This window comes from Azorhizobium sp. AG788 (genome assembly GCF_004364705.1).
Classification (GTDB): domain Bacteria; phylum Pseudomonadota; class Alphaproteobacteria; order Rhizobiales; family Xanthobacteraceae; genus Azorhizobium; species Azorhizobium caulinodans.
In genome coordinates this window covers 540,423-566,284 of record NZ_SOBM01000004.1, presented here as the reverse complement: position 1 = coordinate 566,284, position 25,862 = coordinate 540,423, and the positions used below count along the sequence as shown (strand labels likewise).

The following is a 25,862-nucleotide window of genomic DNA, read 5'->3' as shown; positions in this document are numbered from 1 at the left end:
CACCGAGGGGAATCATCATGCAGATCAACCGACGCGAAGCATTGATATGGTCCGCCGCCACGTTGCTGGCGACCACCCGCTCATCCCTGGCTCAGGGACGCAGAACGATCCGCATTGCGCCGCACGCCGCACTGCGGGTGCTCGATCCGGTGACCACGAGCGCCTACATCACGCGCAACCACGCTTATATGGTCTATGATACTCTTTTCTCGATCGACGCCGCTTATCGGCCGCAGCCTCAGATGGTCAAGGAGTGGACCGTCAGCGACGACCAGCTATCCTACACCTTCACGCTTCGGGAGGGCTTGCTGTTCCACGATAATCGGCCGGTAACGGCCGAGGATTGCGTGGCCTCCATTACGAGGTGGGCCAAGAAGGATGTGGTCGGCCTGCGCCTCGCATCCGCAATGTCCGACATCAGGCCTCTCGACGAGAGAACCTTCCGTATCGCGCTGAAGACGCCATTCGGACCCACTCTGGAGGCGATGGCCCGTCCGAGCTCAATTCCGCTGTTCGTGATGCCGCGGCGTATCGCCGAGCTGCCACCGGATAAGCCGCTGGAGGAGGTCGTCGGTTCGGGGCCGTTTCGCTTCATCGCTTCTGATTTCCGTCCCGGAGTCAGTTGGGCCTACGAACGCTTCACCGATTACGTTCCTCGTTCGGAACCGCCGGACGGTCTCGCCGGAGGCAAGGTGGTGAAGGTGGACCGCGTCGAGGCGCTCTGGTTTCCCAGTAAGCAGACGGCCATCAATGCCTTGGCCAAAGGTGAGATCGATCTGCTGGAAAACATGAATGCCGATCAGCGCTCGCTCTTAGACGGTGATCGCGGTGTCACGCTCCGCCGGCGCTTCGGCCCCATGGCGTCAACCATACGCTTCAACTGGGCCCAACCACCGTTTGACAACCTCAAAGCCCGTCAGGCAGTTCAAGCGGTGGTGACACAGCAGGATTATATGGACGCCTCGATCGGCGATCCCAAATCTTACCAAATATGTCCTGCTCTTTTTGGTTGCGGAACCCAGTTGGAAGTTGATGACGGTTTCCGTGACACAGGCAAGCCCGACGTCAAAACGGCCCGCGCTCTTCTAAAGGAATCTGGCTACAAGGGCGAAAAGGTCGTCATCATCACCCCCGGCGACATCGCATCCTTTGCGCCGCTCGCGCCTCTGACCCAGCAGTTGCTGCAACAGATCGGCATGGCAAGCGAGATCCAGACCATGGAATGGAGCGCCTTCCTTGCCAGGAGAGCAAAGCCCGGGCCAGTATCCGAAGGTGGTTGGAACATCGCCCATGCGGTCTTTGATCGGCTCGACCTGATATCTCCGCTCGGCAACCCGAATTTCGATGCCCGAGGAAAGTCGGGATATAGCGGTTTCGTCGACGATCCCGAGACGACTGATCTCAAAAATCAGTACGAGCGCGCGACCGATCCTGCACGTCAGAAGGCGATCGCTGCGGAACTCCAGAAGCGCGCGTACGACCTCGTCTTCTATATTCCGCTCGGCACGTATTACGACTACGAGGCTTTCCGCTCCAATGTCACCGGCTACGTGCCCGCACCCGTCATGGTGATGTGGGGAGTGACCAAGGCATGATGACGCGCCTGATCGCCATGCGCATCGCCACCGTCCTTCCCGTTCTTCTCGTCGTAGCGACCATCGTTTTCGTGCTCCTGCGCCTCAGCCCCGGTGACCCCGCACAGGTGCTCGCCGGTGAAAATGCCACGCCGGAGGCTCTCTCTAATATCCGGCAGGAGCTCGGCCTGGATCGATCCTTGCCGGTGCAATACGTGACCTGGCTCGTCGAGATGGCTCATGGCAATTTCGGCACCTCAGTCCTGTCCCGCGTGCCTGTCCTCACGCTGATCCGCGACAGGTTGGAACCGACGATGGTTCTCGCGCTGAGCGCGATCGTCATCACCGTGCTCCTCGCCGTGCCCCTCGGAGCCTTAGCGGCGTGGCGGCACAATAGCTGGATCGACCGCGGGGTGATGGTCTTGTCCGTCATCGGCTTTTCCGTCCCGGCCTTCGTTATCGGCTACGTGCTCATTCTGCTGCTGGCAGTTAAAACCGATCTGTTTCCGGTGCAGGGATATGTCAGTCCGCTCTCAGATCCCGTGGCGGCGGCGCGGCACCTGTTCCTGCCTTCCGTCACCCTAGCGCTGGTCTTCATGGCTCTGATCGCGCGCGTCACCCGCTCGAGCGTGCTCGAGGTGCTCGGAGAGGATTTCGTGCGGACGGCGCGAGCGAAAGGCAACCGGCCCACACGTGTGCTGTGGCGGCACGTCCTACCTAATGCTGCGGTGCCGATCATCACAGTTGTTGGCCTTGGCCTCGCTTTGCTCATCAGCGGCGTCGTTGTGACGGAAAGCGTGTTCAACATTCCCGGAGTTGGCCGGTTGACGATCGACGCGATCCTCGCCCGCGACTACCCAGTGGTCCAGGGCCTGATGCTGTTCTTCGCCTCCATATTCATCGGCGTGAATCTGCTGATCGACATTGCTTACGTGATCGTCGATCCCCGCATCCGCTATTGAGGGCCTACCCATGTCCGCTATCGGGAGCATGCAATCCCATGCCCGTCGCCTGCGCTTGGGTGGGCTGCTCGCCAACCCTGCGCTCCTGTTCGGCGGCACGATCCTGCTGTTGGTCGTGCTGTCGGCCATCTTTGCTCCCCAAATCGCAGGAGCAGACCCCTTCCTGATACGACCACGTCTGCGCTTCCGCGCGCCGGACAGCGCTTTCTGGTTCGGCACTGACGCGTTGGGCCGAGACGTCTTCGCGCTTGTCGTGCATGGCGGGCGCCTGTCTCTCCTGGTGGGACTGCTGTGCGCGCTGGCAGGTGCGGTAATCGGCTCTCTTCTGGGCCTCGTTGCCGGATATCTGCGTGCCTTTGATGCCGTCATCATGCGTATCATGGACGGCATGATGGCGATCCCCAGCCTGTTGTTCGCGGTGGCTTTGGTGTCCCTGGTCGGCCCCAGCCTCTTCTCCATCGTCGCCGCGATCACTTTCTCAGAAATTCCGCGTGTCACCCGCCTCGTTCGCAGTGTCGTTCTCAGCGTACGGGAGGAATCCTATGTGCGTGCGGCGGAAGGGCTTGGCATCCCCGGCTATCTCGTGCTGCTGCGCCACATCCTGCCGACATGCCTCGCTCCGCTCATTGTGCAGACCACCTATATGTTCGCGGCTGCCATGCTCGCGGAAGCGGTTCTGGGCTTCCTCGGCGTCGGGTTCCCGCCCGATATGCCGAGCTGGGGCAACGTACTGGCCGAGGGAAGAGCGGTGTTTCAACGCGCCCCCTGGACCATCATCGCGCCGGGGCTCTTCCTGGCGGCGACAGTGATGGCCGTGAACCTGCTGGGCGACGGGCTGCGGGATCGTCTGGATCCACGCCTGTCTCGTGCAACCGGAGCGACGTCATGACCACCGATGCGCCCGTTCTCGAAATCGAGCACCTGTCGATCGCCCTGCCGCATGGCCTCGACCGGCGGTTCGCGGTTCACGATCTCTCACTCGCCGTGCGCAAACGCCAAATCGTTTGTGTTGTCGGGGAGTCCGGATCAGGCAAGTCGGTCACGGCGGCTGCGGTCATGCGCCTGCTGCCTGAACAGACGCTGCGGATCGCCGGCGGCCACATTCGCCTGGAGGGCGAGGATATCGCGCAGGCTTCGCCCGAGCGCATCTGCGCCTTGCGCGGCAATCGGATGGCGATGATTTTTCAGGAACCACTTACGGCGCTCAACCCGGTCATGCGCATTGGCGACCAGATCGGGGAGGTGATCCGCATTCACCGGCCGGGCACACCTGCCGCCGATGTTGAGAAGAGGGTGCTCGCGCTGCTTTCGGACGTGCATCTTCCGGATCCGGCGCTGCTCCGCCGCTCATTTCCGCATCAACTGTCGGGCGGGCAACGCCAGCGCGTCATGATTGCGATGGCCCTGGCTCTCGAACCGGCTCTGATCATCGCGGACGAACCCACGACAGCACTTGATGTAACCACGCAGGCTCAGATTCTGCGGCTGATGCGCGAGTTGCTGATCAAGCACGAGAGCGGCGTACTGATGATCACGCACGACTTCGATGTTGTGTCCGCGATCGCTGATTACGTGGTCGTCATGCGGCAGGGGGAGGTCGTTGAGCAGGGGCTGCCCTCGCAGATACTCGAAAAGCCTCGCCACCCCTACACCCGAGCCCTTATCAGCGCGGTCCCGCGGCTCAATTGCCGCACGAGCCCTGAGAAAACAGCCGAGCCTCTTTTATCGGTAAGCGACCTCAGCCTCACCTACCGCACTTCCAACCTCTTCCGCCCCGCGCGCGTGACCCGTGCGCTCGATCGCGTGTCATTCGATCTGGCGGCAGGCGAAACGCTGGGCGTGGTAGGCGAGTCCGGTTCGGGAAAGACAAGCCTGTCCAAGGCCATTCTTCGCTTCGAGCCGGTCGACGAGGGGACCATCCTGTTCAGGGGCAACGATGTTCTCTCGCTCACGGGCGCCAAGCTGCGCCAGTTTCGTCGCAACATCCAAATGGTTTTCCAGGATCCCTACAAATCGCTCAATCCGCGCCGCCGTATCCTTCAGTCAATCACTGAGGGGCCCGTTCAGCACGGAGTCCCCACGTCGCGAGCCACGGAACGAGCTGGCGAGCTGATGGAACTGGTGGGCCTCCCCAAAGAGGCTCTGGACCGTTTTCCGCACGAGTTCTCGGGCGGCCAGCGACAGCGCATCTGTATCGCGCGCGCGCTGGCTATGGAGCCTTCCGTTATCGTCGCTGATGAGGCGGTGTCAGCCCTCGACGTGTCGGTACAAGCGCAAGTGCTGGAATTGTTGAACCAGCTTCAGAAGCAGCTCGGCTTCTCAATGATATTTGTTACTCACGACCTGCGGGTGGCCTCTAATATTTGCAATCGCATCGCGGTTATGCGGCACGGGCGGATCGTAGAAATAGGCCCCACTGGCGATGTCTTCGGCTCACCCCAGCAGCCATATACTCGCGAACTTCTAGCGGCGGCCGTTTTTCGCTCGGAAGCGATATGATCATATTTTCTTCTGCATAGCCTGGCGGCCAGTTGAAGCGCCCCCCGTTTGCTCATCCCATCGACATTGACGTGAGGCCCTTTTCTCCTCCGGCGTAAAGGAGAGCCTGAACCGCCCCGGGTTTGCCGGAGGCCGGATGGCTTGGGCCACGCAGCCATCGCGGACGGCGCGAACGCGGCATGGTAGGCGGCCTCAGCTTCGGCGGGCGGGATATTGCCGATGGGCTCAAGGAGCCGGTGGGTATTGAACCAGTCGCCCCATTCGAGCGTGGCGTACTCGAGCGCCTCGTCGGATCGCCAGGGGCCGCGCCCTGGCCGACATCCGCCGCGGATCGCGCCGCTCGGGAGTCCCGGCAAATCGGGAGCGGTTCAGACCGCCAAGGATCTCGTGTCTAGCCATGCTCGCATTCTGATATTCCAGAATATGTCACAACCGAAATGGCCGACAAATTTTGTGGCAGGCTTGTGCTTGGGTGCTTCAGATGGAAAAAGGGGCCGGACTTTCGTCCGACCCCTTGATTTCATTTATAATTTGGTTGCGGGGACAGGATTTGTTCCATCCCATACCCCTCTGGCGCCCGTCATGATCCCGATCTGTTCTCGCAAGATCAGGATTGCCTAATCGCGCGTGACGTATCGGAAGCCGCACCGACCCTCGGCCAGGGCATCCAGAATCTCCACATCCAGATCAGAGAAATAGACGCCGCAGAAGCTGCGCGGCTTGCGGACACCTTTCGGCCTGCCGTAGGGGCACGCCACCACATCCAGAATGGTTTCGATATCTGTGTCCGGCCCGAGGCGATGCGCCAGGCGCGCCAGACGATAGTGGCGCACGTGGCGGCTACAGAAGCGGCAGCGGATCGTCACCACCACGTGTGGATACTGGACGATGCGCGAAACCACCCGCTTCACGGCACGGCGCGCTCCTTCGCCTGCAAATCGGACGATGCCGGCGGCCGGCGCAGAAACCCGCGCGAGGCCTGCGCCGCCTCGATCTGGAGCGTGGCGATACACTGAAGGCACTCCCTCAGGGCCGCGCGCACATCCCCTCCGTGCGCGGCCAGCAATTCGTCCACATCCTCATCGTCACCGATGAAGGCGCCCCCGTCCGCGCGAACGGCCTCGCTCGGCATACTCATCTCCAACGCTGTTGCGCCTCTATCGATTCCATGAGAACAAAATAAGAACAAGCCCCATGGCGGACTATCCACCGCGCCATCCGGTTGTGGCATGGTGGCGCCGCGCGCGATGCGAGGAGGCGGGACCGTCGATGTGCAATCTCTATTCGCTGACGAAAGGCCAGCGGGCCATCGCAGAACTGGCGCGCGCCATGCGCGACACCACGGGCAACCTGCCGCCCATGCCCGGCATCTTTCCAGACTATGCCGCGCCTATCGTGCGCACGGCGCAGGACGGCGTGCGGGAACTGGTGCTCGCCCGGTGGGGCATGCCGTCGTCACAGAAGGCGCTGCTCGACGCCGCGACGAAGCGCGCGCAGAAGCTCGCGGCGAAGGGCAAGCCGGTGGAGGACTTCAAGGCGCTTCTGCGGATGGAACCGGACAGCGGCACCACGAACATCCGCAACACGAGCTCGGCCCACTGGAAGCGATGGCTCGGCCCGGCGAACCGGTGCCTGGTGCCGTTCACGTCCTTCAGCGAGTTCCACAAGGATCACGGCGGCGATGTGTGGTTCGCCCTGGGCGAGGACCGCCCCCTCGCCTTCTTCGCCGGCATCTGGGTGCAGGGCTGGACCAGCGTACGCAAAATGAAGGAGGGCGAGGTCACGGCGGACCTCTATGGCTTCCTCACGTGCGAGCCGACAGAGCCGGTCGCGAGCGTCCATCCCAAGGCCATGCCGGTGATCCTGACGGAGCCGGCGGAATGGGAGGCGTGGATGGCGGCGCCGTGGAATGAGGCGAAAGCGCTACAGCGGCCGCTCCCGGCGGGTACGTTGCCCATCGTCGCTCGCGGCCAAAAACTGGATGCTGGGACATCCGTTAGAGGCGAATAGATCGTCTGCATCCCGCGCACTGAGTCAGCGGACTGAAGGGTTGCAAACGGCGCTTCGCTGTTCCAGACTGCCGTAGCAGGAAATTGGCATCCGCCACCGGGCGCTCGAAAATATCGCGCGCTTGCCCGCCCCGCACTATGTGCCCGGCCGCCGGCCTTCTCCCCTAGGGTGAGGCTTCGGCGTGCCAAGCCTCACCTCCATGATTGAGGCTTTCCATGAACAGAACCGCCATCGATTTCCTCTTACTGCACAACGCCGTTGAAGCGTGCCCGTTTCACGATGAAGTGATGCTCGATTTGGGCGACATCGCCGCTGTCGATGATGCGATTCGTGCGGCACGCGGTGAGCTAAAGGGCACTATGCGACCTTCAGAAATCGCCGAGTTCTGCGCTGAAATTCGTGGCGCTGCTCGTGAGCTGCCTTTCGATTGCCCGAGATGCGAGCACGCCATGGGCGACTGATCTTCAGAGGTGGCGGGCTCACGCCCGCCACCTCCTGTTCATCGCGCGCCTTTCGAGCCCGCGACGAGCATCGATCAATAATCATGCCGACGATCATCATGATGCCCGCGGCAAAGACGACCTTTCGCTCAAATCTAAGACGCTTGCCGCCTGGGCTTTTTGAAACTCGGGGCCTTGATCATCCCTGGAGCCGGCTTAGCCGCCAGAGCGGAAATGATCTTATCCAAGTATGGCATAGCCGCTGGATCACGAGGCGATATGTAGTCCCCACTATGCTTAGGAAACCATAATCCTTCCACGAATTAGATGAAAATCGGAAGCATTGAGTTCGGATACGTGACGCAACGTATGCGTGCCATCAACGGTGGCACTCTCGCTCTATTCAGGAATACTCACCGCGGCACCGAAATCCCCACCTTGATGCCAGCCAGATCCTCGCGCACGCCGCCGATCTGGGAGAGCATCTCAGCGTTCGCACGCAGATCGCCGCATCACGGCTAGCCTCGGTATTGCTTTGATCAGGGATCGAGTGGATCTGACGACGGCGATGAAACGGGCGGATATTGCCCTCTACCGTGCCAAATCCGCAGGCCGCGGGCGAGCCCATCTCGACGCCGCCTTGAGTTGAGCCCCCGGCTTCCCTGATGAGGACGCGCGGAAGGAAACTGCATCTGCAGAATCCTATCCGCCCCTGCCAACCTAGCCAAACGAACGGCCCCGCCTCGTATAGGCGGGGCCGAAAACTCCAAACGTAGGCTCTATGGGGAGCCCGAACAGGCCGGCGGCCCGTCAGGTTCCTAGGTTGCCATAGATCACTTTGGACGGGCCAGTACCGGCGCCGTTGATGAAGTTCGTTCCGTTCCCACGGAGGTCGTTCAGCGCGAAGATGAAATCGTCGCAACCGGCGCCAAGCCACGCGCCATATGCGTTAGGCGCGAAGCGATCACCTCCCGATCGGAAACCCATCACGCGAAAACCCTGCGACCGGATAGAGATCCCGGCCCCAGATGGGCAGCCATCGGCCCACCCGCCCATGACGCTAAGCCCCCTCACATACTCGTCCGCATTTAGGCCGTCGGATGCACACTCTGGGAATTCCATATTAGTAAGCAGCATCTGCTGAATGCCACCAGGGCGGTAGCCTACGAGGGTAAGAGCCCCCGGCGAGGTCGCATCCTTGTTCTGTCCACACCAAACACCGTTCATAGAAGCGCTGACGATTGTGCCACCATCGGCCGCAGTAAACCGCGACCCCTTATTTGACGTCCCAAGGAAGCCATCCTTCATCCTGAAAGAGGCCACCACAGAACCGACAGGCGGCCTGACATCAATCGGGCGATCAAAACCCAGAATCTGGGTCACACCGTCAATACTGAGATCAGCAGTCGACAAGACTAGTATTCCAGTTGCAGCAAACTCGCTAGGATCCAAACTATCAACAGTGAGACGCGGATCATTTATGCGGACAGCGTAACCACCGTTTATGATCATAACGTGAGAACCTGCAATAGCTCCAAAAACGCGAGGCGAGTTTATCTCGCAGAACATAAGGTTCTCGTTTGGATTATCAGGATTCTGGCCGTCAAGCTGAAGAAATGTTCCGTGATTGATTGCCTCGACCCTCTCGCACCAGAAACGCGATGCTTGCCATCCCAAGTGAATGCATGCATTCCCCATTTCAGGCGAGCGTCCTGCCAGAGGATCTGCCATGAAGCGGAGATCAGAAATGGATCCTGCCAGTCCCCGGAAATCCATTAGGTGCCCGGTTGGAGTGTTCGTTATCCAATTGGTCGAGTTCCCAGAGCCGCGGATCCAAAGGTTGTCGTGCCCGGTGATGACGTAGGTATTGGCAGCGAATGATCCTTCAGGGACTTCGATACAGCCGCCCAGACTAGAAAGATCAGCAAGAGCGGCGAGAAATGAGTCTTGGCCAAAATCATTGGTCATTTTTCCAATAGGACTGCCAGACCGAATTCCTGCCCACTGGTCGCGCGAGATGTAATCGGTGAGTAGCCGCTTATCTTGTAGCCGGTTAATGAATGGCCGCTGAACGGTATAATTTCCGCTGCTTGGGATTTGCACTGAGAAAGCGAAGTCAGACATTGGATTCGACCTCCGGCGCGGCATGCGACCGGTCGAGACAATGAGTGCAGTTTGGTCCACTCGCAACAGGTGCACCCAAAAATAGAAGCCAAATCAATCCTCTTAGCCGGCATTGGCGCTATGCAAGGCATAGGCAGCCATCTGCGGATATGCTGCTTTGTCGGCCGGAGTGCGGACCGTACCTTCGCGCATGCCGACCGAAGTGCGCCGGCTGGCGTTACCTAGGTAATAGCGCCGCCAAGGCAGCAAGTTTACCGAGCAACCCAGCGACGAAGCCGCCGACCGCAATGGAGGCGAAGATGAACCATTTCGCGCCCCGCCCCTGTTGCAAAAGTGCATGCATTTCGTCGACCTTGGCCGACATGCTTGCCATCTGGCGGTCCATGTGCTCGATCTGTGTTTCGAGGCGGATCACGCGGTCGCGCGTGTCGATATGTTCGTCCATCACTGCGCGCCATTCCCCGAAAATGCCGCAGCCTGCGCGTCATAGAGCGCCAGAAGCCTCTTTCCGCAGCCGGACAAGCGCAGCTCGGACGCGCGGAGCTCCGCAATGAGCGCCACCACCTGCCGCTGGCTCATGGCGCCCTGCCCCGCCGGCCGGCCGGTCACCTGAGCTACGCAGGCCCGCAGACCCGCCGGCACGTCCGCCAGCGAGATGTCAGCGCGGCCAGAGGGATCGCAGGCCGTCAGCAGCATCGGCAGGCAGGCAAGCGCCGTCAGGCGTGCGAGAGGTGAGCGCATCGGCGGCATCCTTGAGCTTGGTGAGGTCGGAAACTTGGGCGGCGGCAGCGGCGCTGTCGCTCTGCAGGGCGTTGAGCTGGGCTGCCTGAACGGCGGCGGTCACCTTGGCGTCGGCCAGTTGCTGGCGCAGCGCGGCGGCTTCGCTTTGCGCCTGCCCGGCCGAGACGCCGGAGAACCAACAGCCGGCCGCGACAAGACCGGCGCCGGCCACCGTGGCGATCCGCCGATATGGCGCGACCGGAAGGAGCCCATAGAGCACCGCTCCGACGCCAGCCACAATGGAGAGCCCAGCCAGCGCTGCGGTGAACCACGACGGCAGGAAGGAGAGGAGGATGGTCACGGCTGGCCTCCCGTCTGGCTGTCCGCCGGCGGAGGTGGCGGCGGCGCATAGGGCAGCGCACTGCCGGTGCGCCACATGGCGAGCAGGTCCTGCACGGTGGCGAGGCCCGTGTAGCCGAGCACGAGCAGGCCCACGAGGATGAGCCATCCGCGCACCAGCTCGAGGTTGATGGTGGTGTCGGGATTGTCCTCGAGGACGATGAGCCGCCAAATGGCGACGCCCACCACCGAAAAGATGACAAGGCGTCGCCAGCGCCAGGAGGGCTCGCCGGAAGGGTGCGCCGCCATGTCAGGCCGCCTTCGGAGACTTGGCCGGCGCCAGCCGGGCGGCGAGCGCCGCGAGTGTGACCGGGCCGGCGATGCCATCCGCCGTCAGGTTGTTCCGGCTCTGGAAGTCGCGGATGGCCGCTGTGGTGGCCGGCCCCTGCCGCCCATCCACCTTGAGGCCGTAGCCCAAGGTATTCAGGCTCTCTTGCAGGTCGGCGATCGCATCATCGGCCGCTCCCGCCTGCCACACTTCGCCCGTCCCGAGCACCGCCCAGACCTTGTTCAGCCACGCCACCCGGTCGCTGTAGCCATTGTAACCGCCGTTGATGATACGGGTGATCTGGCGGATATCGCCCTTGTCGGCGAGCGTGTTGCACTTGCCACGCGTCCACTCGGCGAGCGCCGGCTTGAGCGCATGTTCGGGCGCGGTCACCTGCGACGGGTCGCGCTCGAAAAGGTCGCCGACGCCCGACCGCTGCCCCATCTCGCGATGCTGGCCGCGCCCGGTGGTCTGGAGCAGGCCGTTGCCGCGAAAGGTCCAGCCGTCGCCCGGCTGGGTGTTGCCCAGTGCCTTCGCCATGGACGGGTTGCCGAGGCCGTAGACCCTCTCGAAGAGGCTCGGCCCGTCGCCCGCCAGCTTGGCTGCCTCGGTAGGTCTCACGGCAGCCGAGTGGATCCCTTGGCCGAAGACCGCGAGAATCTGGGGCGCGTGATAGGCCCCGCTTTCCCGCGTAATGGTGAGCCTGCCGGTCTCATGCAGCACCTGCGCCAGCAGGTGGGCGAGCCGCAACGGCGTGGTGACACCCGCCGCCTCAAGCTGCGCGTCCCCGCCCTCAAACGCGGCAAGGTATTCGGGCCGCGCTTTGGGCGCGACCCGTCGCACGATGTCGATTGCTCGCATCGGGATGGTCTCCGGATTGTGTGAAGGGCTTTGCCATGGCGCGTCCCATGGCTGGCCGTCATCCGTCGATGAGGATTGGCCGGCTGGGCGCGATGATGCGGATGCTGCCCGTTATCACCACATTGCGTACGTCATAGAGCGTCGGCGAGACTGAGATCACGACGCACTCCAGTCATCGGGCGCGCAGTCGCGCAGGATGTTGAGCGCCGTCTGGCGCAGGGGGCAGGCCGCGCCGCCGCGCCGCGCGCCCTCGGCAATGTCGGCGCGGATCACGGTCGCATCGTCGAGGCCCGCAAGAGCCTCAAGATAGGCCGCAGCGGCGGCGGAGCGGGGCAACTTGGGGTCCACCACGCTGTCCCCCATCTCTGTGGCGGCGGCAGACGCCAGCGCACGCAGCGCGCCAACGGTGAGGCCGGCGCGCGCCAGCGGCAGAGCTTTAAGGGCGTCCATGATCAGCCTCTCAATAGATGCGGTTGCCGGTGGATACGCGGGTTGCGGATGCGGCATTGCCATCGGCAACGGCAGAGACCGTGGCGCCGCGCATCGTATTTCCCGTCACGAAATAATTATCCGCGCCAGTTGCAATCAGAGCGCAATAAGGCGTCCTGGATGGCAGTCCACCTGCCTGGAACCACCCGCCGTGCCCCATTTGGCACCCCTCGATTACCACGCCGCCTGTCATGGTCGGGTTGAGCCGCGCCGTAGCCGTGGCAGCGTACCAAGCCTGCAACCCTTTCACATTGAGATTCTTGCCCCCATAGAGATCAAGATCAAGCAAGTTGTTGACAAAAAGGCCGCCGTTTACATACAGCCCATTGAGCAATGTCGACGCTTCCGTGGCGATGCCGGCGCCGTTATTGCTTCCCGCCTGTGCCGCAGTCATGTTTATTTCCGCCATCGGGCCGGTCCCTCGGAAAATGTAGCCATGTGACGCGCCACTATCAGCAAGTACGTCCGTCAGCCACACGCCCTGCACACCAATGCCGGTAGCAGAAAAATCCCATGCAACATCAGTAGCCTGATAGCTTTCATGCTTGCTGATGTAGACGCCGGATGCCCTCATGAATAGGGCGGCGGACTGGCAGCTATAGCTCCCGCCACCATCAACATAAACACCGTTTGCAAAGTATGGCTGAGCCAGCCCAAAAACCATACTTCTGCCAGTCAAGTAATAGTAAGTCGACGCATTAAGCCGGCATATTGCTTGCCCTCCCGCATTTTCAATTTGCACACCATGATATCCACGCCAATGCTCTACGTAGATATCTACCTGTGCCGCATTGTTTACAAGTATATTTGCCCCACTTGCGGGGGATCCTTGATTGTCAATCGTGAACTCATGAAGCGAAAAGTGCGTATACGGCGCAAGAGAGCTGCCCAATACGATCGGGAACCCGGAAGATATATTAGTCACAACCCGGCTTCCGCCGGAATATGTGCTTGACTGCGGACCCGCAAACCCCGAACCGACAATGGACGTTTTATTGCGCGCAGCATTGGTTAGTTGCAAAGATGACCCAAGATAAGTCCCCCCAGTCGGGCCGGGCTTGCAGGTGGGCAGCTCAATGATCTTGCCCGCACCATCAGCATCAATCCGTGCGAGCGCCGCCGCCCAAGCCGCGGTGTCAACGGTGGGGTTGACCTCTCCGGTAGCTCCGAATTCGGTGAGCTTGATGCGGCGCGGCGGGACAGAGATGTAGGCGCGGAGCCCCACCGCGATCAGCTCTTTGCCAGCGTCTGCATCAACCGGGACAGGCACGAGCGACCCGGCCGCAATGCTCTTCGTGTCGAGCGCCCACCATCCGCCGTTGGCGCTGTCGGTGACGCCCGTCGAGAGGTAACGGTCCGCGGATCGATGCTTGGGGCCATCCACCGGCTCGGCATCCACGCGCACGCGGATGTGGCCGGGGCCACCGTCCGCATCCGTCGCGTCAAGGATGGTCACCACCTTGACCGTGGGCAGCAGGTCGGCCGCAGCCGCATCGCTCACCGTCTTGAAGGGCAGATGGCCGCCGGCGCCCACGATGCCCTGCACGGCGCGCTGGCGATTGTCTCCGCCCTCCTCCGCCACGGGCAACAGCGTGTCATAGCTCGCCGCGCCGCTGGCCGCCGTCAGGCTGGAGATCAGCATCTCCGGCCCCTGCGGGCCGCGCACGTCCACCGCGTCGCCGATGGCGCTCACGAGGCCGGTGGCACCCACATAGGAACCGGTGGCCGGCTTGGCGCCCTCGCCGCCCGCCCAGTCCACCACCTGGTGCACGCGGCGGGCGCCGTCATTCTTGGCGGCGAGGACGGGCAGCCAGCCGCGATCGCCCTTGATCAGGCCATTGTCCGGCCAGCCGCCGGCACCCTTGGGGCCATAGAGCTTCTTGGCCACCGTATCGATGAAGAAGTCTCCGATACGGCCATCGGTCACCAGCGGCGCGCGGGCCTTCGCAAGCGTGGTGCGGCCATCGACACCCTGGCGGGGCGCGGACGTGGGAACGGGATTGGCAAGCGCGCGCGCCATGGTCAGGGCTCCACAGTGATGCCGGGGGTGATGACAAGGGTGTGCCGCTCGCCGCGCGACCGGATTTCGGTGGTGCGGTTGGCGTAAAGGAGATCGAATTCGAGGGTGGTGGCATCGAGCGGCGCGATGTCCGCCCAGCCCACATTGATCTCCAGGCGACGAGCCACCGGATCACTGATGACCAGCCGCCCATCATCGAGACTGAGATCCAGCAGCACGACATTGGTGCCGGGCACACGCGCCTGAAGCCAGATGTCGTAATCGTCCAGCCGCCAGCGATCCGCCGTCTCGCCCACCTGCAAGGTGGCGATCCAGTCGGTGCCTGCGGCGACTTCAAAGGTCGCCATGGGGATGTCCTCGGGAAGGTGGCGGCGGCGCCGCCGAAGGTCAGAGCGTGCCGGAGGCGGCAAGGAACCAGCCGGTGCCGTCGAAGGTGAATTCCGCCCAGGTGGCCGGCATCATCGCCTTGAGCGTGGTGGCGCCATTGCGCATGTTGAGCGGATAGGCGCCGGAGCCCGTGCGCACCATGCGGAAGGTCTGCCCCTCGATGGCATCCACGGTGTTGAGCACCGCGCGCCGCGCGGCCGTGAGCGTGCCCGTGTGGCGAATGACCGTGGCGCTGGCGCCCACCGACAGCAGGATGTCGGCGTTGCTGTCGATTTCCTGATAGGCCGCCTGCCGCGCGCGCAGATCGAACGCCGCAACCTGCTCCTGAAGATCGCTCACGCCGGATTGCAGAAGGCTGATCTGCGTCTGCGCCGCCGAGAGGCCGTTGCGGAATTCGGTCACATCCGGAGACCAGTCCACAGCCGCGGTGATGTCCTCGATCTGGGCCAGCAGGGCATGCGTTGTGCCCGAGCCATAGGTCTGGATGAAGGGCCGCACATAGAGCCCGCCCGCCGGCGCCACGGCCTGCACCTGGCCATCATCGGCCACGGCGAACGTGAAGGTGTGTTCCTGCCGGCCGGACACCACGGCAATGCCCAGCAGGTCTTCCAGCACCTGCACGGACAGGGGCGCCATGGCCGCCGTGTGCCAGTGGAGCGCAAGGCGCACGCCGTCGCCATCCGGATCCGCCGTATCCACCACCCGGCGCAGTACATAGCGGGCGCGATAGACGCGGCCCGGCTCGATGCGCGTGAGCGCGATGGGCGCCACCGTGGCAGCGCCCGCCAGCACCACCACCGCGCCATCCAAGGCCGAGAGCCCATAGGCGCCCGCCCCCAGCGGCGCCACATCCTCCGGCTTGCCGGCGGTGACGGCAGTGGCGAACAGGCTCATTTCCGCAAGGCGGCCTGACCAGCCGCTGACCGGCGCCAGCAGCCGGCGCACGGCGGCATCGCCATTCTGCCGGGCCTGCACTTCGTCCGCATCCGCCTGCGTCCGCGCATCCGCCTCGGCTTCGATGGCGGCGGCGACGCTCGCCGCGTCCGCCTTGCCCGGCACGTCATTGGCCGCATCGATGGCCGCATTGATCTTGGCGCGCACGGTCGCGCCGCTGTCGCTCACGGCGACATGCCCAATGGTCATGATGTGCCCTCGATGTGTGGGGTGGTCAGTATTCGACCAGCTTCAGGGTCGGCGTTCCGGTGCTGGCGTTGTCCAGCGCAAGATCGCCGTTGCCGTCGTCGCTTGCCTGCACGCACAGGCAGACGAGGTTCACAAAGTCCACCGTGGCCCCGTTGGCGGCAGCCTCGCGCAGGGGCGGCGTGATCTTGAGCGTGTAGGCGGCGGGCTGGCTGCCGTCGTCCACCCACACCGCACTGTCCGACCACGGGCCATCGGTGATGAGCTGCTGATGGATGGAGGCGGCGGGCGTATAGGCCGTCACCTCCTTCACCCGATAGAGCCGCTGGCCGATGGTGAGATGCACGCCGGCCTCCACCGCCAGATTGGCCGCGGCGAGGCTGATGGTGGTGGCGCGGGCCGCGGCGGAAGCCGAGAGCGCGGCGGCGGGCGCGGCGCCGTTGAAGCCCTTGGCCCGGTCCTTGTCGAACACCTTGGCGAAGATGGGCTCGCCCTCGCGCAGACGGGCGATGAGCGCGCGCCAGGCGAGGCGCTGGGCGCGGTTGCGCACCGGCACCTTGTAGGAGATTTCCCAGCGGCCGGCGTCGGAATAGACCTGCTGCTCGGCGCCGGTGAAGGAGGCGCCGCCGCCGCGCGCGGCATTGCGCAGCTCCGGCGGCGAGCAGCTCGCATCCTTCAGCACGTCCGGCCACAGGATCGTCATGGCGCCACCTCGATTTCCGGCAGGATCGCCCAATCGGATTCGGTCCCGCGGGCGGTGACGCGGCGCACGCGCACGTCATAGCTGTCCGGCCCCGGCACGGTGACGGTGGCGGTGCCGGCCGCCACCGAGGCCGCATCGGCCCACCCATCCTCGGCACCGGCCGAAGGCGAATAGACGCGCCATTGCGCCTGGCTGGTATAGGCGCTTTCTTCCGCCACCGTGTCCCAGGTGACGGTGATGGTGGTGGTGCCGCTGACGCTGGAGGCAAGCCCCTCAGGCTCCGGCACGCCATAGCTGCCGCCGCCTTCCGTGACCGCGCCCATGGCATTCATCTCGGACGGATCCATGGTCCAGGTGTCCGCCGCATAGGAGCGCACCTGAAGGGAGACTGTCATGTCCGTGGGATCGAGCGTCGGCTGCTGGGTGATCTCGAATGTCCCGTCGATGCCGAGCTCGGGGATCACCAGCCGCACCACGGGCTCGCCATAGCATTGCAGGCCCACGAGGGTGGTTTTCAGCGTCAGCGTCCAGTCCGGCCGCAGGCGGCGCAGGCGCGCCTTGGCAAGGCGCTGGGCCTGCCAGGGCGAGGGGCACCATGCGAGCGGCAGGTCATCCACGTCCGAGCCGGTGGCGTCCGGCCACCAGACGGTGGGCACCTCCTGCTCCTGCCAGTCGGCATCCTCCCAGGTGATGCGGGCGGAGACGCCATCCACGCGCTCCAGCGCATCCGGCCAGCGCTCATACTGCTTTTCGAGGATGTGCTCCGCCCTGATGGTGATGGCCGGCTCGCGGTGCTTGCCGACGAACAGGCCCACCGTGCCATCCGGCTGCTCGATCAGCGTGGCGCCGGCCGTCTGCAACAGATCATCCAGCGTGCTCTTGCGCTCGGCGGCGGTCGAGTAGCGGCCCCAGGCGCGATAGCGCGGCTCGGTTCCGTCGGGCGTCGCCACGGCGGCATCACTGTCCGTGCAGGCCTGCTGCCAGAGGCTGGTGTTGATGACATCCGGATCGAGGCCCCAGCCATCGATATCAAGGCACCAGCGCAGGAGCACCGACGCGAAATTGTCGGAATAGGTCCAGGTTTCCGGGTCGGCCAGATCGTGCGCGGGGTTGCGCGGGTCCGGCACCATGGCGCCTTCTATGATCGCCGTGACGTTGGGCGCGCCGTTGGGATAGGCCTTGGCCTGCTGTTTCTCGTCCGCCTGCACGCACACCTCGGCGATGCAGGCCAGCCCGCGCAGGCGATGATCCGAGGTCCATTCTCCGGTGCCGTACAGCAGGTCAAGGGCCGGCTGGTCGGGCGAGCCGAGGCGATATTCCACCTGCACGCGCGGCGCCCACGGGCCGGCGACTGGGAAGGCCACGCCCTCGCCCGCCGGCGCATTGGCATAATCGCCCACCATGATGGCTTCAATCGCGTTGATCTTGGCGCAGGTGAGCACCTTGCCCACGCACAGCGCCACGCCCGGCGCCGCATAATAGACCGTGGCCCCGCCCGTCTTCACGCGCCCACAGTCGATAAAGCGGTTGGGCAGCGCCTGGTTGATGGTGTTGGTGGTGGGCTGGAGTGACTTCTTGCTGCGATTCAGCAGCAGGCTCGCCCCCACCGTGGCGCCGAGGGCGACCACGCCGGAGACCACCTTCGCCACCGCCGCAGCGCCCACCGTGACGCCGGCCAGTGATCCGGTGATGATGAGCGGCGTGCCGGCACCGACGCCGAGGGCGCCGAGGCCGGCCGCGATGGGGGCTGCGAGCAGGAACGCCATCAGGGCACCCGCCAGCAGATGAGCGCCGGCACGCGCGTCTCCGCAATGCCGCGCAGGGCCGGCGCGCACCACGCATGATCCATGCGGATGCAGAGGATGCCTCCAGGCATCAGGCCATCATGCATATCGACAAGCCCCACATCGCCCGGCCGCGGATCGTCCGTCTGTTGAAGGCCGGCGCGCGCGGCGCCGATGCGCACCGCATCCGCCAGCGTGGCGCAGCCGGCCGCCTGCAACAGCGCCAGCGCGTCATCGCACGTGCGATAGCGCCCACGCAGATCGGCCATGGCATCAACACCCGTGCGCAGATGCACCCAGTCCCAGGCAAAGGTGCAGCAGTCGTGCGAGCGTTCGCCCCACGCGCCCCAGCAGAAGCGCCGCGCCGCTGCCGCGCGCAGATAGGCCGCCAGTGGCGTCATTTGGGCCATACGACTTCCTTGTTCTGGAGGCCGGGGAGGAATTCGCAGCCGCGATCACCGGGGAAGCGCGCCTGCTGCGTGGTGCTCGAGAGGTACGTGGCCGGCGGGCGACCCCGCGCGGTGAAAGGCCCCTCGGCATTCACGGTGAGCGTGCGCGTCTTCGGCCCGCTGTCCGAGCCCGAGAATCCGGTCATCTTGCCCCTGCGGAGCGAGATCGGCCCATCCAGCGGCTGCCAGTCCGCATCGAAGAACTGCATGAACATCTGGAGCCGCCGGCCGATGGCGTCGCTTGCCTCTGCCAGCGCCTTGGACACGAACAGCGGCGAGACGCCGGACACGGTGACCGACATTGCCTCCGCAGCCCCATCCACCGAAGGCGTGCCCGGATTGATGGTGACCAGCTCAAACGGCAGGCCGGTCCAGGTGTGACCGCCGGAGACGATGGGACCTGTGCCGGGCCAGCAGCGCACCGGGCCGGACAGGAAGTCGAAATGGATGAGCACGCTCATGCGCACCACCCGCCCCGCCATCTGCGCGGCGATGGTCTCGGAGATATCGAGCGCCATCAGCGGCCCCGCCGTTTTGTGTCATCAGCGAACGTGGAACGAGCAATGCCCGGCGTCGCCCGCATGGCGATGGAGGCGCCGGCGGCGGCGCCCTGCTGCGCGGCGGCGGCGCTGTAGCTCTTCACATAAGCCTGGATCTTGCCGTCATCATCCACGCTCACGCCCACCTGCAACTGGCCGCCGCCCATGCGTGGCAGGGCATTGTTGGGCGTGATGGCGCCCGAGGTGCCGGGCGTGAAGAGCTCCGGCCCTTTCTCGCCCACGATATAGCTGCGCCCGTTGGCGACAGGGCCGCCGCCAGCCCGGAAGCCGCCGAAGATCATGCCCAGCAGGCCGCCCATGCTGTTGCTGGTGGCGACCGAACCGCCGAAGAGGCCGGCGAGCGGCCCCTGCCCCAGCAGTGTAGCCTTGAGGATCATCTGTGTGATGAGGCTCAAACCATCCTTCAGCACATCGTTGAACGACTTGGTGCCCTCGATCAGCCCCTGGATGCTGCTGACGCCGAGATCGCCGAATTCCTGCTGAAGGTCCATGAAGCGCTGCTGCTTTTCCCGCGCGTCCTCGATGGCGGCAGTGGCCGCCGCCCGGCGGGAGGCCTCCGCCTCGATGGTCGCGAGCATCTGCGGCGAGAGCGCGATCTGGTCCATCTTGGCCTGATTGAGCATCCGCAGCACTTCAATCTGCCGCGTAGCCTCGAAGGTGGAGGCGCCAATGAGCTTGGCCTCAAGCTCCAGCTCGTTCGTCTGGAGGCCGTAGCCCTTCAGCCCCTGCTGGAAGCCCTTGAACCGCTCAGCCGCTTGATCGGCCTTCTCCGCCTGTTCCCGGAATTCGGCGATACCCCGCGCCTGGCTCTTGGTGAGCTCGATACCCTTTGACTGGGCATCCTGATAAATCGCCTCCGCATCTGCCTGGAGCTTCCGCTCGCGCGCAGCCAGCCGGTAAGCCTTCGTCTGTTCGTTAATGTAGCCGGTGGTTGCAGCACCGCGCAGCGTCGGGTCCAGTTGGGCATCGTAGGCGGGCGGCGCCTTGCCCACCTGAGCATCGATCATGGACGCGGCGGAAGGGCCGACATTCTCCAGGGCCGTGCGCGCCTCGCCGGCTGCCGCACGAACGGCAGCCAGCTTGTCCAGAAGCGGCGCCAGCTTGTCCGCCAGCATCTGAAAGCGCGGATCGGAATTGGCGAGGCGGTAAAGTTCCTCCTTCGCCTTCAGGGCCTCTTCCACCGTGGTGCCGAGGCTCGCCCGGATTCTCTCCAGTTCGGCAAGACCGGCCGCGCCGTTGATGACGGAGAAGCTTTTCGAGCCCGTGTTCTGAATGCGGGTGAAGGCAGCATTGATGTCCGCCAGCACCTGCTGCATGTCCGCACTCTGCTGCGTCATGCTTTTGCTGATGGCGTTGCGCTGCTGTTCGCTCAGCTTTGCCGCCGCAGCGCCAGTCGCTGCCGCCACCTCCGCCGCCTTGCCCTTTGCCCGGTCGAGCGCCGCCGTATAGCTTGCCCAGCGCGCTTCGCTTTCCGCGGTGCGGGCAGACATGATGGCGAGCGCGACGGAAACGCCGGTGATGGCAAGGCCGACCGGACCGCCGAGCAGCGACAACGCGCCTCGAAACGCGCCGACCGCAATGGTGCCAGCCCGCGAGGCGACCGTGGTGGCGAGGATGGCCCGCTGCACGCCGTATTGGTCCGTTGCCGCGATGGTCGCGGCGGAACCAAGCGCCTGCAGCACGCCCGTGCTCTTGACGACATTGGTGACGAAGCCGACGCCAAGCGCTGTACCCACGATCAGGGCGGCGTTGCCGACCGTATCGAAATTCTTGGCAAAGGCCGTGAGGCCTTGGGAAATGCGCTGGGTGACGCCCAGCGTCTGGTCCGTCTCGCCGATGAACCTGGTGAGCGCATTGGTGAGGCGGTTCATCGCCTGCCCGACCGTATCGGTCGCCTTGGAAGCGTCCGCCTCCAGGCTGTCCATACCGCGCAGGAACGCCTGGAAGAATTCCCGCGAGGACACGGTGCCCGCGAGCACCTGCGTCCGCAGGCGATTGACAGAGCCGCCCGCACCCTCAAGACCGGAGGCCACCGTCTGGAGGATCGGCCGCGCGCCCTCCATCACGCTGTTGAATTCCTCGGCACGCACCGTGCCGGAACCCAGAAGCTGCGACAACTGGAGCAGCGCGCCGGAGGCCTCCTCAGAAGACGTACCTGCGACGCGCAGGGCCGTGGCCACGCCCTCGGTGAACTGGGCAATGTCGCTGGACGACGCACCGAGATCCTTGCCCGCCTGCGCCACCCGGCCATACAGCGTGACCAACGGCGAAAGCGCGGTGCCCTGCCGCTGCGCGATCTCATACACGCTGTTGAGGGTGCCGCTGACCTGATCTGACGCGACGCCGGAAGTGCGCAGCGCGTTCTGCGCCCTGGTCCAGGCCTCGGCATAGGCAAGGATACGATCCGTGCCCAGGGCCGCCGCGACGCCCGCCAGAGACGGCACGAGCGCACCCATGGAGCGCCCTACCGTGGAGTTGACCTTGGTGGACAAACCCTCGAAACGCTTTTCGATCTGGCGGGAGCGCGTGTTGGTGGTGTCCACGGCCTTGGCCAGGGCCTTTTCAAAGGCCGTGGTCCGCGCCTCAAGCACCGCAACCAGCCGTTCGACTTCAGTCGCCATGAGCGATCACCATCCGGCCCGGTCAAGCATCTGCTGAAACTCCCGTGGTGAAGGCGGGGCAGGCATGGCCTCCTCGCCGCCATTGGCGGTGTTCCAGCCATCCACGGCTGCGGCGAACTGCCAGAGGGAACAGGCATCCACCTCGCGCGGCGTCCACCCCATCACGGCGCCGGTGCCGTACCAGCCGGCGAAGGCGAGGACGCCGCGGCCCTCTGTCTTGGCCTCCGCCGGGTCTTTTTTCCCACCGGCTCGTCGGGCGCGCCCACCAGCGCAGCGGTGAGCACCGCATAGGCCGGAATGACGCTTTCGTTGAGCGGGCGCTCTTCCACATAGCGGCGCACCAGCGGCAAGGCCTCTGCCGGCTTGAGGCCGCCGCCGATCAGACCGAGACGGAGCGTCTCGCGCAGATCGTCCACCAGCCAGCGGCCGGCGCCGATCTCGGCCGCGAGGAAGGCCGGGCCGCAGGGCTCGGCCCCGATGCGCACGCGGGCAGCGGACACCTTCTCCTGAAGTTCCCGCAGCTCGCCGATACCCAGGCGGAACGTGTAAGTGCCATCCGCCCAATCCATCGTGATGTCGCCGTTGCGGCTCACGTGGCCGGCACCCAGGTCACTTCGCCGTTGGACGCCATCTCCACCTCGATCTGGCAAAGACCGCCAACCTCGCCGGTGACGTTGAAGGTGGAGAGGATGGAAGACATGGCGTAATGGCCGCCGCCGTTGGCGCCGGTGGCATCGAACTTGACCTGAATGTTCTTGGCCTGCGCGGAGAGAAACCACTCCCGCCAGGTCTCCAGACTCTCCATGGCCAGCGTTCCCGAACCGGTGATGCCGGCGGACAGGGCGCTGACCACGCGCTCGGTCCAGGTCGGCGCGTCGGGATCGTCGCAGTCCGGAACGTTGAATTCATTGGACGAGGCCGAGAAGTTCAACGCCTTGGTGGTGAGGCCGCAGGGCGCGGCGAACACTTCGGGGCTGGCGCCATCTCCAAGGCGGATCAGGAGCTTGGAGCCTTTCTGGGTGGTGGGCCGGGTCATCGCGTCTCTCCGTGGAAGATCAGGGGTCGGGCTGGGTGAAGGCGCGGATGGTCACCACCGCGTGGCTGCTGCGCCCGTCCGGGTCGCGCAGGAAGCGCGCGCCATCGAGGTGCAGGAGATCGAGGGCATTCCCGTCCAGCGTCAGGTCCGCATCATCGAGGGCATCCGCGATCTGGCCGGCGATGCGCTTGGCTTCGCCCTGCCCCACGTCCCGCGACCACACATGGACATCGAGATAGATCTCGCGCCCGTTCATGCAGTCGGCGCGGTTCGGCAGTTCCTGCCCTTCGCCGATGACCACGCGCGGCCATTCGTCGGAAGGCGGCACCCGGTCGAAGACCGGCGCGGCGAGCACCGCCTTGAGGGCCGCAACGACCGCCCTCTGCAGGGCAACGGAGGGCGCCGTCATCCCTGCGCCGCCTTCTTGATGGCTTTCCTGATGCCGCGCGCGATGCGCGATTTCGCGCGTTTCTTGTTTGCGCGGAAGGCGGGGAAGAAGAAGGGCTGCGCCGCCGTGCCTGGATGGTGCGTGCCCTTGAACTTGCCGCCCTGCTTGTGGGGGGCCGTGCCGTTCTCCACCCAGCCGGCATAATAGGCGTCATCGTCGCCCGCATAGGCCGTGGCATAGATGGCATCGGTGTCCGTCTTCAGCCCCTTGCGCCCGCCGCCGCGCAGCGCCTGCGTGGCACGGGTGGCCGGCGCATCTCCCGCCACCGCACCGATGGAGCGCTTGAGGCGGCCCGTGCGGCTGCGCACCAACTGCCGCGCCGTCTCGGCCACATCCTGCGCACCCTTGAGCACGTCCTCCTGCGCTTGCGCGCGGACCTCCGGCGGCATGCGCCGCATCTTGCGGGTGAGCCTGTCCGTTCCCTTGAGCGCCATGGCAAGCCTCAGGAAGCCACGCCGGACGTGGCCATGATGTCGAGATACATCCGCGCTCCCGCCGTATCGGCGGGCGGCGACGTGAGGGCGAAGATCTCGCCCGTGTGGGCATCCACCGCCTGCCAGTCGCTGCGGATGGCCCGCGACTGCGAGGACAGGCGCACCGTGATGATGACGGGCTGCGTTCCGGTGAGGCGGGCGCCGATGACGCTTTCCCCGCTCCGCAAAGCCTTGATGGCGGCGGCGACGGTGAACTGTTCTTCCCACGCCCCCTCATAGGAGCCGAGCCCGTCGCCCTCGGCGACGGCGGCCCGCTTCTCGAAGCGCAGGCGGCGATTGAGGCGACCGGCACCCATCATGCGCTTACGCCCGTTTGCACGTCATCCCGGTACGGCATAGGCTGCACGGCCATGCTCACGATCCTTGTGGCCATCATCGCGCTCATCCTTCTGGTCGGCTCCGCATTCGTGCGGCACGCGCTGCTGATCGCGGCAGGACTTGCCGCAAGCGCGCTGCTGGTGATCATGCTGGTGCCCGCCAGCAAGCCGGACGGCATCGGTCTCTCCGAAGTGCATTCCGCTTGCCTGGCGCGTCTCGGGCTGGCTGATGCATCTCCGCAGGCGGTGAGCGACACGGTGCAATCCGCTGATGCCAGCGGCACCCTGCGGCGCGCCACCATCACCGTTCTGAAACCGCCCTATGGCCCATCTGACCGTGCGTCGGTCACATGCGATGTGCGCATCAGCGACCGCGTGGAGCGTCTGGAGACGGCACGGGCCAGCGACAGCCGGCGCTAGACCCGTCTCTCGGGGCGGCGGGCGGGCACCGCACTCCCGGCTGCCAGAGCGGCCGAACCGCAAGCCCGACGCACGAAGGCGACCGCGCCCGCACGAAAGGCGAGAGCCACCCGCCCCTTCCGCTCCGGCGGCTCCCACGAGAAATCCCGCACGAAGCGAACCCACATCAGGCGTAGCGCCGGAAGTTGGTCAGCAGGTGGTCGAAGACGGTCTGTCCCTCGATCAGCACCGGCTCCCGCTGTTCGAACTGCTGGGAGAGGAAAAGCAGGATGGCGTGGCGCACGGGCTTGGGGCATGGCTCTTCACCCTCGGCGCCGAAGCCGGCGGTGAGCGTCACCGTGATGCGCGAACCGGCCCGGATGGCGGGCCACGTGACGCCGAAGGCGGGCACGATGGCGGCTTCCAGCCCATCGATGCGCAGTTCCCAGGCAGACCCATCAAGCGTCTGGGTGTTACCGTCCGCATCCACATAGGTGATGGCGGAGACGCTGGAGACAGGCCCCACCGGAAGGCGGGCGAGATCCCGCCAGCAGTCGCAGGAAGCGGTCAGCCCGCGCGAGATGAAGAGCACGCCGCAATAGGCCTCCACATGCTCGCGCGCAGTGGTGATGAGGTCGCCCAGCTTGTCGTCGAAGGCCGCATCATCCTCGAGGATGTTGCATTGGCCCTTCGCCTTTTCGAGCGTCACCGGCTCGGCAAGGGCATCCTGCGACGTGCGGCGCGGTGTGGCCCACATCAGGCGTCGGCGCCCTTCGCCCTGGACTTGGAGGACTTCGGAGCGGGCTCCGCCTCGCCTTCGGCATCCGCCGGGGCGTCGCCTTCGGCGGCTGCATCGGCGACCTCAGTGGTGAGTACCTCAGTCGTGGCGGCAGGCGCCACATCGGCCGCCGCCTCATCGGCAGCATCGGACGGCGTGTCGCCCGTGGCACCGGCATCGGAGCCCTCGGAGGCAGACACCTCAGTCGGCGCAGCGGGCTCCAGAGAGACCGCATAGCCGGCGGCGATGAGGCGGGCGCACTCATTGGGCGAAAAGCGCTCGGTCTCATCATTCCGCGACAGCGCAAAATCGGAGCCGGCAATGCTGACGAGCATGCGGATCTTCATGGGAAGCCACTCCTGATCTTGGTGGGAACGGGC

The 25,862-nt window shown here is 64.9% G+C and carries 32 protein-coding genes and 1 pseudogene; 7 read left to right on the top strand and 26 right to left on the bottom strand.

Annotated features, from left to right (window positions below):
* The first annotated feature begins 17 nt into the window (after positions 1 to 17).
* The 4 genes from DFO45_RS13440 to DFO45_RS13425 are packed head-to-tail and all read left to right on the top strand — an operon-like array spanning position 18 to position 5,035.
* Positions 18 to 1,595 carry an ABC transporter substrate-binding protein gene (locus DFO45_RS13440; RefSeq protein WP_133865250.1) on the top strand — a complete coding sequence of 526 codons (1,578 nt, stop codon included), beginning with the start codon at positions 18 to 20 and terminating at the stop codon, positions 1,593 to 1,595.
* Positions 1,595 to 2,536: an ABC transporter permease gene (locus DFO45_RS13435; protein ID WP_012170398.1), complete on the top strand. Its 942-nt coding sequence runs from the start codon at positions 1,595 to 1,597 to the stop codon at positions 2,534 to 2,536. The genes DFO45_RS13440 and DFO45_RS13435 overlap by 1 nt, the downstream gene beginning before the upstream one ends.
* 10 nt (positions 2,537 to 2,546) lie before the next feature.
* Positions 2,547 to 3,425: an ABC transporter permease gene (locus DFO45_RS13430; RefSeq protein WP_133865249.1), complete on the top strand. Its 879-nt coding sequence runs from the start codon at positions 2,547 to 2,549 to the stop codon at positions 3,423 to 3,425.
* Positions 3,422 to 5,035: an ABC transporter ATP-binding protein gene (locus DFO45_RS13425; RefSeq protein WP_133865248.1), complete on the top strand. Its 1,614-nt coding sequence runs from the start codon at positions 3,422 to 3,424 to the stop codon at positions 5,033 to 5,035. Before DFO45_RS13430 ends, DFO45_RS13425 begins: the two co-directional genes overlap by 4 nt.
* Before the next feature lie 176 nt (positions 5,036 to 5,211).
* On the opposite strand, the pseudogene DFO45_RS13420 reads toward DFO45_RS13425, so the two are convergent.
* The 3 genes and pseudogenes from DFO45_RS13420 to DFO45_RS13410 form a co-directional block, all read right to left on the bottom strand.
* Positions 5,212 to 5,343, bottom strand: a pseudogene (locus DFO45_RS13420) (IS3 family transposase); the annotation flags it as partial.
* Positions 5,344 to 5,652: 309 nt separating this feature from the next.
* A complete protein-coding gene (locus DFO45_RS13415) occupies positions 5,653 to 5,946 on the bottom strand; it encodes a hypothetical protein (RefSeq protein WP_133865247.1) in 294 nt (97 codons plus the stop codon).
* Entirely contained in the window at positions 5,943 to 6,167 is a 225-nt protein-coding gene (locus DFO45_RS13410) for a hypothetical protein (RefSeq protein ID WP_133865246.1), read from the bottom strand. The genes DFO45_RS13415 and DFO45_RS13410 overlap by 4 nt, the downstream gene beginning before the upstream one ends.
* Positions 6,168 to 6,304: 137 nt before the next feature.
* Here DFO45_RS13410 and DFO45_RS13405 point away from each other — a divergent pair, with 137 nt between their 5' ends.
* Both DFO45_RS13405 and DFO45_RS13400 read left to right on the top strand, forming a co-directional pair.
* Positions 6,305 to 7,045 carry an SOS response-associated peptidase family protein gene (locus DFO45_RS13405; RefSeq protein ID WP_133865245.1) on the top strand — a complete coding sequence of 247 codons (741 nt, stop codon included), beginning with the start codon at positions 6,305 to 6,307 and terminating at the stop codon, positions 7,043 to 7,045.
* A 215-nt stretch (positions 7,046 to 7,260) separates the two neighbouring features.
* A complete protein-coding gene (locus tag DFO45_RS13400; RefSeq protein ID WP_133865244.1) occupies positions 7,261 to 7,506 on the top strand; it encodes a hypothetical protein in 246 nt (81 codons plus the stop codon).
* Positions 7,507 to 8,295: 789 nt separating this feature from the next.
* Here the strand turns inward: DFO45_RS13400 and DFO45_RS13390 are convergent.
* From DFO45_RS13390 to DFO45_RS13295, 21 genes are all read right to left on the bottom strand, one after another.
* Positions 8,296 to 9,609 carry a hypothetical protein gene (locus DFO45_RS13390; RefSeq protein ID WP_133865243.1) on the bottom strand — a complete coding sequence of 438 codons (1,314 nt, stop codon included), beginning with the start codon at positions 9,607 to 9,609 and terminating at the stop codon, positions 8,296 to 8,298.
* A gap of 217 nt (positions 9,610 to 9,826) precedes the next feature.
* Positions 9,827 to 10,054: a hypothetical protein gene (locus tag DFO45_RS13385; RefSeq protein ID WP_133865242.1), complete on the bottom strand. Its 228-nt coding sequence runs from the start codon at positions 10,052 to 10,054 to the stop codon at positions 9,827 to 9,829.
* Positions 10,054 to 10,305 carry a hypothetical protein gene (locus DFO45_RS13380; protein ID WP_133865241.1) on the bottom strand — a complete coding sequence of 84 codons (252 nt, stop codon included), beginning with the start codon at positions 10,303 to 10,305 and terminating at the stop codon, positions 10,054 to 10,056. The genes DFO45_RS13385 and DFO45_RS13380 overlap by 1 nt, the downstream gene beginning before the upstream one ends.
* Entirely contained in the window at positions 10,268 to 10,690 is a 423-nt protein-coding gene (locus DFO45_RS13375; RefSeq protein WP_133865240.1) for a hypothetical protein, read from the bottom strand. Before DFO45_RS13375 ends, DFO45_RS13380 begins: the two co-directional genes overlap by 38 nt.
* Complete coding sequence (locus tag DFO45_RS13370; protein WP_133865239.1) at positions 10,687 to 10,977, bottom strand: hypothetical protein; 291 nt, start codon at positions 10,975 to 10,977, stop codon at positions 10,687 to 10,689. The genes DFO45_RS13375 and DFO45_RS13370 overlap by 4 nt, the downstream gene beginning before the upstream one ends.
* A 1-nt stretch (position 10,978) precedes the next feature.
* Entirely contained in the window at positions 10,979 to 11,857 is an 879-nt protein-coding gene (locus DFO45_RS13365; RefSeq protein ID WP_133865238.1) for a peptidoglycan-binding protein, read from the bottom strand.
* Positions 11,858 to 12,013: 156 nt separating this feature from the next.
* Positions 12,014 to 12,307, bottom strand: a complete 294-nt coding sequence (locus tag DFO45_RS13360; protein WP_133865237.1) for a hypothetical protein — start codon at positions 12,305 to 12,307, stop codon at positions 12,014 to 12,016.
* A 10-nt stretch (positions 12,308 to 12,317) separates the two neighbouring features.
* Positions 12,318 to 14,366 (bottom strand): hypothetical protein, encoded by a 2,049-nt coding sequence (locus tag DFO45_RS13355; RefSeq protein WP_133865236.1) that lies wholly within the window; start codon positions 14,364 to 14,366, stop codon positions 12,318 to 12,320.
* A gap of 2 nt (positions 14,367 to 14,368) precedes the next feature.
* The gene (locus DFO45_RS13350; RefSeq protein WP_133865235.1) at positions 14,369 to 14,713 is read right to left on the bottom strand and encodes a hypothetical protein; all 345 of its coding nucleotides are present in this window, start codon (positions 14,711 to 14,713) and stop codon (positions 14,369 to 14,371) included.
* A 40-nt stretch (positions 14,714 to 14,753) separates the two neighbouring features.
* Positions 14,754 to 15,896 carry a hypothetical protein gene (locus tag DFO45_RS13345; protein ID WP_133865234.1) on the bottom strand — a complete coding sequence of 381 codons (1,143 nt, stop codon included), beginning with the start codon at positions 15,894 to 15,896 and terminating at the stop codon, positions 14,754 to 14,756.
* A 25-nt stretch (positions 15,897 to 15,921) separates the two neighbouring features.
* Positions 15,922 to 16,596: a hypothetical protein gene (locus DFO45_RS13340; protein WP_133865233.1), complete on the bottom strand. Its 675-nt coding sequence runs from the start codon at positions 16,594 to 16,596 to the stop codon at positions 15,922 to 15,924.
* Positions 16,593 to 18,362: a hypothetical protein gene (locus DFO45_RS13335; RefSeq protein WP_133865232.1), complete on the bottom strand. Its 1,770-nt coding sequence runs from the start codon at positions 18,360 to 18,362 to the stop codon at positions 16,593 to 16,595. The genes DFO45_RS13340 and DFO45_RS13335 overlap by 4 nt, the downstream gene beginning before the upstream one ends.
* A complete protein-coding gene (locus tag DFO45_RS13330; protein WP_133865231.1) occupies positions 18,362 to 18,790 on the bottom strand; it encodes a hypothetical protein in 429 nt (142 codons plus the stop codon). Before DFO45_RS13330 ends, DFO45_RS13335 begins: the two co-directional genes overlap by 1 nt.
* A complete protein-coding gene (locus DFO45_RS13325; RefSeq protein ID WP_133865230.1) occupies positions 18,778 to 19,347 on the bottom strand; it encodes a hypothetical protein in 570 nt (189 codons plus the stop codon). The genes DFO45_RS13330 and DFO45_RS13325 overlap by 13 nt, the downstream gene beginning before the upstream one ends.
* Positions 19,347 to 22,010, bottom strand: coding sequence for a tape measure protein (locus DFO45_RS13320; protein WP_133865229.1), 2,664 nt, complete (start codon positions 22,008 to 22,010; stop codon positions 19,347 to 19,349). The genes DFO45_RS13325 and DFO45_RS13320 overlap by 1 nt, the downstream gene beginning before the upstream one ends.
* Before the next feature lie 6 nt (positions 22,011 to 22,016).
* The gene (locus DFO45_RS24925; protein WP_166657123.1) at positions 22,017 to 22,172 is read right to left on the bottom strand and encodes a hypothetical protein; all 156 of its coding nucleotides are present in this window, start codon (positions 22,170 to 22,172) and stop codon (positions 22,017 to 22,019) included.
* Entirely contained in the window at positions 22,172 to 22,603 is a 432-nt protein-coding gene (locus tag DFO45_RS13315; protein WP_133865228.1) for a gene transfer agent family protein, read from the bottom strand. Before DFO45_RS13315 ends, DFO45_RS24925 begins: the two co-directional genes overlap by 1 nt.
* Positions 22,600 to 23,046 (bottom strand): phage tail tube protein, encoded by a 447-nt coding sequence (locus tag DFO45_RS13310; RefSeq protein WP_133865227.1) that lies wholly within the window; start codon positions 23,044 to 23,046, stop codon positions 22,600 to 22,602. Before DFO45_RS13310 ends, DFO45_RS13315 begins: the two co-directional genes overlap by 4 nt.
* A gap of 19 nt (positions 23,047 to 23,065) precedes the next feature.
* Positions 23,066 to 23,455 carry a DUF3168 domain-containing protein gene (locus tag DFO45_RS13305; protein ID WP_133865226.1) on the bottom strand — a complete coding sequence of 130 codons (390 nt, stop codon included), beginning with the start codon at positions 23,453 to 23,455 and terminating at the stop codon, positions 23,066 to 23,068.
* Complete coding sequence (locus tag DFO45_RS13300) at positions 23,452 to 23,928, bottom strand: HK97-gp10 family putative phage morphogenesis protein (protein WP_133865225.1); 477 nt, start codon at positions 23,926 to 23,928, stop codon at positions 23,452 to 23,454. The genes DFO45_RS13305 and DFO45_RS13300 overlap by 4 nt, the downstream gene beginning before the upstream one ends.
* A gap of 8 nt (positions 23,929 to 23,936) precedes the next feature.
* Entirely contained in the window at positions 23,937 to 24,287 is a 351-nt protein-coding gene (locus tag DFO45_RS13295) for a head-tail adaptor protein (RefSeq protein WP_208299792.1), read from the bottom strand.
* 51 nt (positions 24,288 to 24,338) lie between these two features.
* Here DFO45_RS13295 and DFO45_RS13290 point away from each other — a divergent pair, with 51 nt between their 5' ends.
* Positions 24,339 to 24,725 carry a hypothetical protein gene (locus tag DFO45_RS13290; protein WP_133865224.1) on the top strand — a complete coding sequence of 129 codons (387 nt, stop codon included), beginning with the start codon at positions 24,339 to 24,341 and terminating at the stop codon, positions 24,723 to 24,725.
* Between the two features lie 166 nt (positions 24,726 to 24,891).
* Here the strand turns inward: DFO45_RS13290 and DFO45_RS13285 are convergent, their stop codons facing one another.
* Positions 24,892 to 25,461 carry a hypothetical protein gene (locus DFO45_RS13285; protein ID WP_133865223.1) on the bottom strand — a complete coding sequence of 190 codons (570 nt, stop codon included), beginning with the start codon at positions 25,459 to 25,461 and terminating at the stop codon, positions 24,892 to 24,894.
* Positions 25,461 to 25,829 carry a hypothetical protein gene (locus tag DFO45_RS13280; protein WP_133865222.1) on the bottom strand — a complete coding sequence of 123 codons (369 nt, stop codon included), beginning with the start codon at positions 25,827 to 25,829 and terminating at the stop codon, positions 25,461 to 25,463. Before DFO45_RS13280 ends, DFO45_RS13285 begins: the two co-directional genes overlap by 1 nt.
* Between the last annotated feature and the right edge of the window lie 33 nt (positions 25,830 to 25,862).

Coding starts and splice junctions, on each gene's coding strand:
- DFO45_RS13350 (WP_133865235.1), bottom strand. CDS start 14,713: ATGGCGACCTTTGAAGTCGCCGCAGGCACCGACTGGATCGCCACCTTG.
- DFO45_RS13300 (WP_133865225.1), bottom strand. CDS start 23,928: ATGGCGCTCAAGGGAACGGACAGGCTCACCCGCAAGATGCGGCGCATG.
- DFO45_RS24925 (WP_166657123.1), bottom strand. CDS start 22,172: ATGGGGTGGACGCCGCGCGAGGTGGATGCCTGTTCCCTCTGGCAGTTC.
- DFO45_RS13330 (WP_133865231.1), bottom strand. CDS start 18,790: ATGGCCCAAATGACGCCACTGGCGGCCTATCTGCGCGCGGCAGCGGCG.
- DFO45_RS13345 (WP_133865234.1), bottom strand. CDS start 15,896: ATGACCATTGGGCATGTCGCCGTGAGCGACAGCGGCGCGACCGTGCGC.
- DFO45_RS13425 (WP_133865248.1), top strand. CDS start 3,422: ATGACCACCGATGCGCCCGTTCTCGAAATCGAGCACCTGTCGATCGCC.
- DFO45_RS13285 (WP_133865223.1), bottom strand. CDS start 25,461: ATGTGGGCCACACCGCGCCGCACGTCGCAGGATGCCCTTGCCGAGCCG.
- DFO45_RS13430 (WP_133865249.1), top strand. CDS start 2,547: ATGTCCGCTATCGGGAGCATGCAATCCCATGCCCGTCGCCTGCGCTTG.
- DFO45_RS13380 (WP_133865241.1), bottom strand. CDS start 10,305: ATGCTGCTGACGGCCTGCGATCCCTCTGGCCGCGCTGACATCTCGCTG.
- DFO45_RS13360 (WP_133865237.1), bottom strand. CDS start 12,307: ATGGACGCCCTTAAAGCTCTGCCGCTGGCGCGCGCCGGCCTCACCGTT.
- DFO45_RS13325 (WP_133865230.1), bottom strand. CDS start 19,347: ATGGCGCTCGATATCTCCGAGACCATCGCCGCGCAGATGGCGGGGCGG.
- DFO45_RS13335 (WP_133865232.1), bottom strand. CDS start 18,362: ATGGCGTTCCTGCTCGCAGCCCCCATCGCGGCCGGCCTCGGCGCCCTC.
- DFO45_RS13290 (WP_133865224.1), top strand. CDS start 24,339: ATGCTCACGATCCTTGTGGCCATCATCGCGCTCATCCTTCTGGTCGGC.
- DFO45_RS13385 (WP_133865242.1), bottom strand. CDS start 10,054: ATGGACGAACATATCGACACGCGCGACCGCGTGATCCGCCTCGAAACA.
- DFO45_RS13340 (WP_133865233.1), bottom strand. CDS start 16,596: ATGACGATCCTGTGGCCGGACGTGCTGAAGGATGCGAGCTGCTCGCCG.
- DFO45_RS13370 (WP_133865239.1), bottom strand. CDS start 10,977: ATGGCGGCGCACCCTTCCGGCGAGCCCTCCTGGCGCTGGCGACGCCTT.
- DFO45_RS13440 (WP_133865250.1), top strand. CDS start 18: ATGCAGATCAACCGACGCGAAGCATTGATATGGTCCGCCGCCACGTTG.
- DFO45_RS13280 (WP_133865222.1), bottom strand. CDS start 25,829: ATGAAGATCCGCATGCTCGTCAGCATTGCCGGCTCCGATTTTGCGCTG.
- DFO45_RS13365 (WP_133865238.1), bottom strand. CDS start 11,857: ATGCGAGCAATCGACATCGTGCGACGGGTCGCGCCCAAAGCGCGGCCC.
- DFO45_RS13390 (WP_133865243.1), bottom strand. CDS start 9,609: ATGTCTGACTTCGCTTTCTCAGTGCAAATCCCAAGCAGCGGAAATTAT.
- DFO45_RS13400 (WP_133865244.1), top strand. CDS start 7,261: ATGAACAGAACCGCCATCGATTTCCTCTTACTGCACAACGCCGTTGAA.
- DFO45_RS13355 (WP_133865236.1), bottom strand. CDS start 14,366: ATGGCGCGCGCGCTTGCCAATCCCGTTCCCACGTCCGCGCCCCGCCAG.
- DFO45_RS13295 (WP_208299792.1), bottom strand. CDS start 24,287: ATGATGGGTGCCGGTCGCCTCAATCGCCGCCTGCGCTTCGAGAAGCGG.
- DFO45_RS13435 (WP_012170398.1), top strand. CDS start 1,595: ATGACGCGCCTGATCGCCATGCGCATCGCCACCGTCCTTCCCGTTCTT.
- DFO45_RS13405 (WP_133865245.1), top strand. CDS start 6,305: ATGTGCAATCTCTATTCGCTGACGAAAGGCCAGCGGGCCATCGCAGAA.
- DFO45_RS13320 (WP_133865229.1), bottom strand. CDS start 22,010: ATGGCGACTGAAGTCGAACGGCTGGTTGCGGTGCTTGAGGCGCGGACC.
- DFO45_RS13305 (WP_133865226.1), bottom strand. CDS start 23,455: ATGACGGCGCCCTCCGTTGCCCTGCAGAGGGCGGTCGTTGCGGCCCTC.
- DFO45_RS13310 (WP_133865227.1), bottom strand. CDS start 23,046: ATGACCCGGCCCACCACCCAGAAAGGCTCCAAGCTCCTGATCCGCCTT.
- DFO45_RS13410 (WP_133865246.1), bottom strand. CDS start 6,167: ATGCCGAGCGAGGCCGTTCGCGCGGACGGGGGCGCCTTCATCGGTGAC.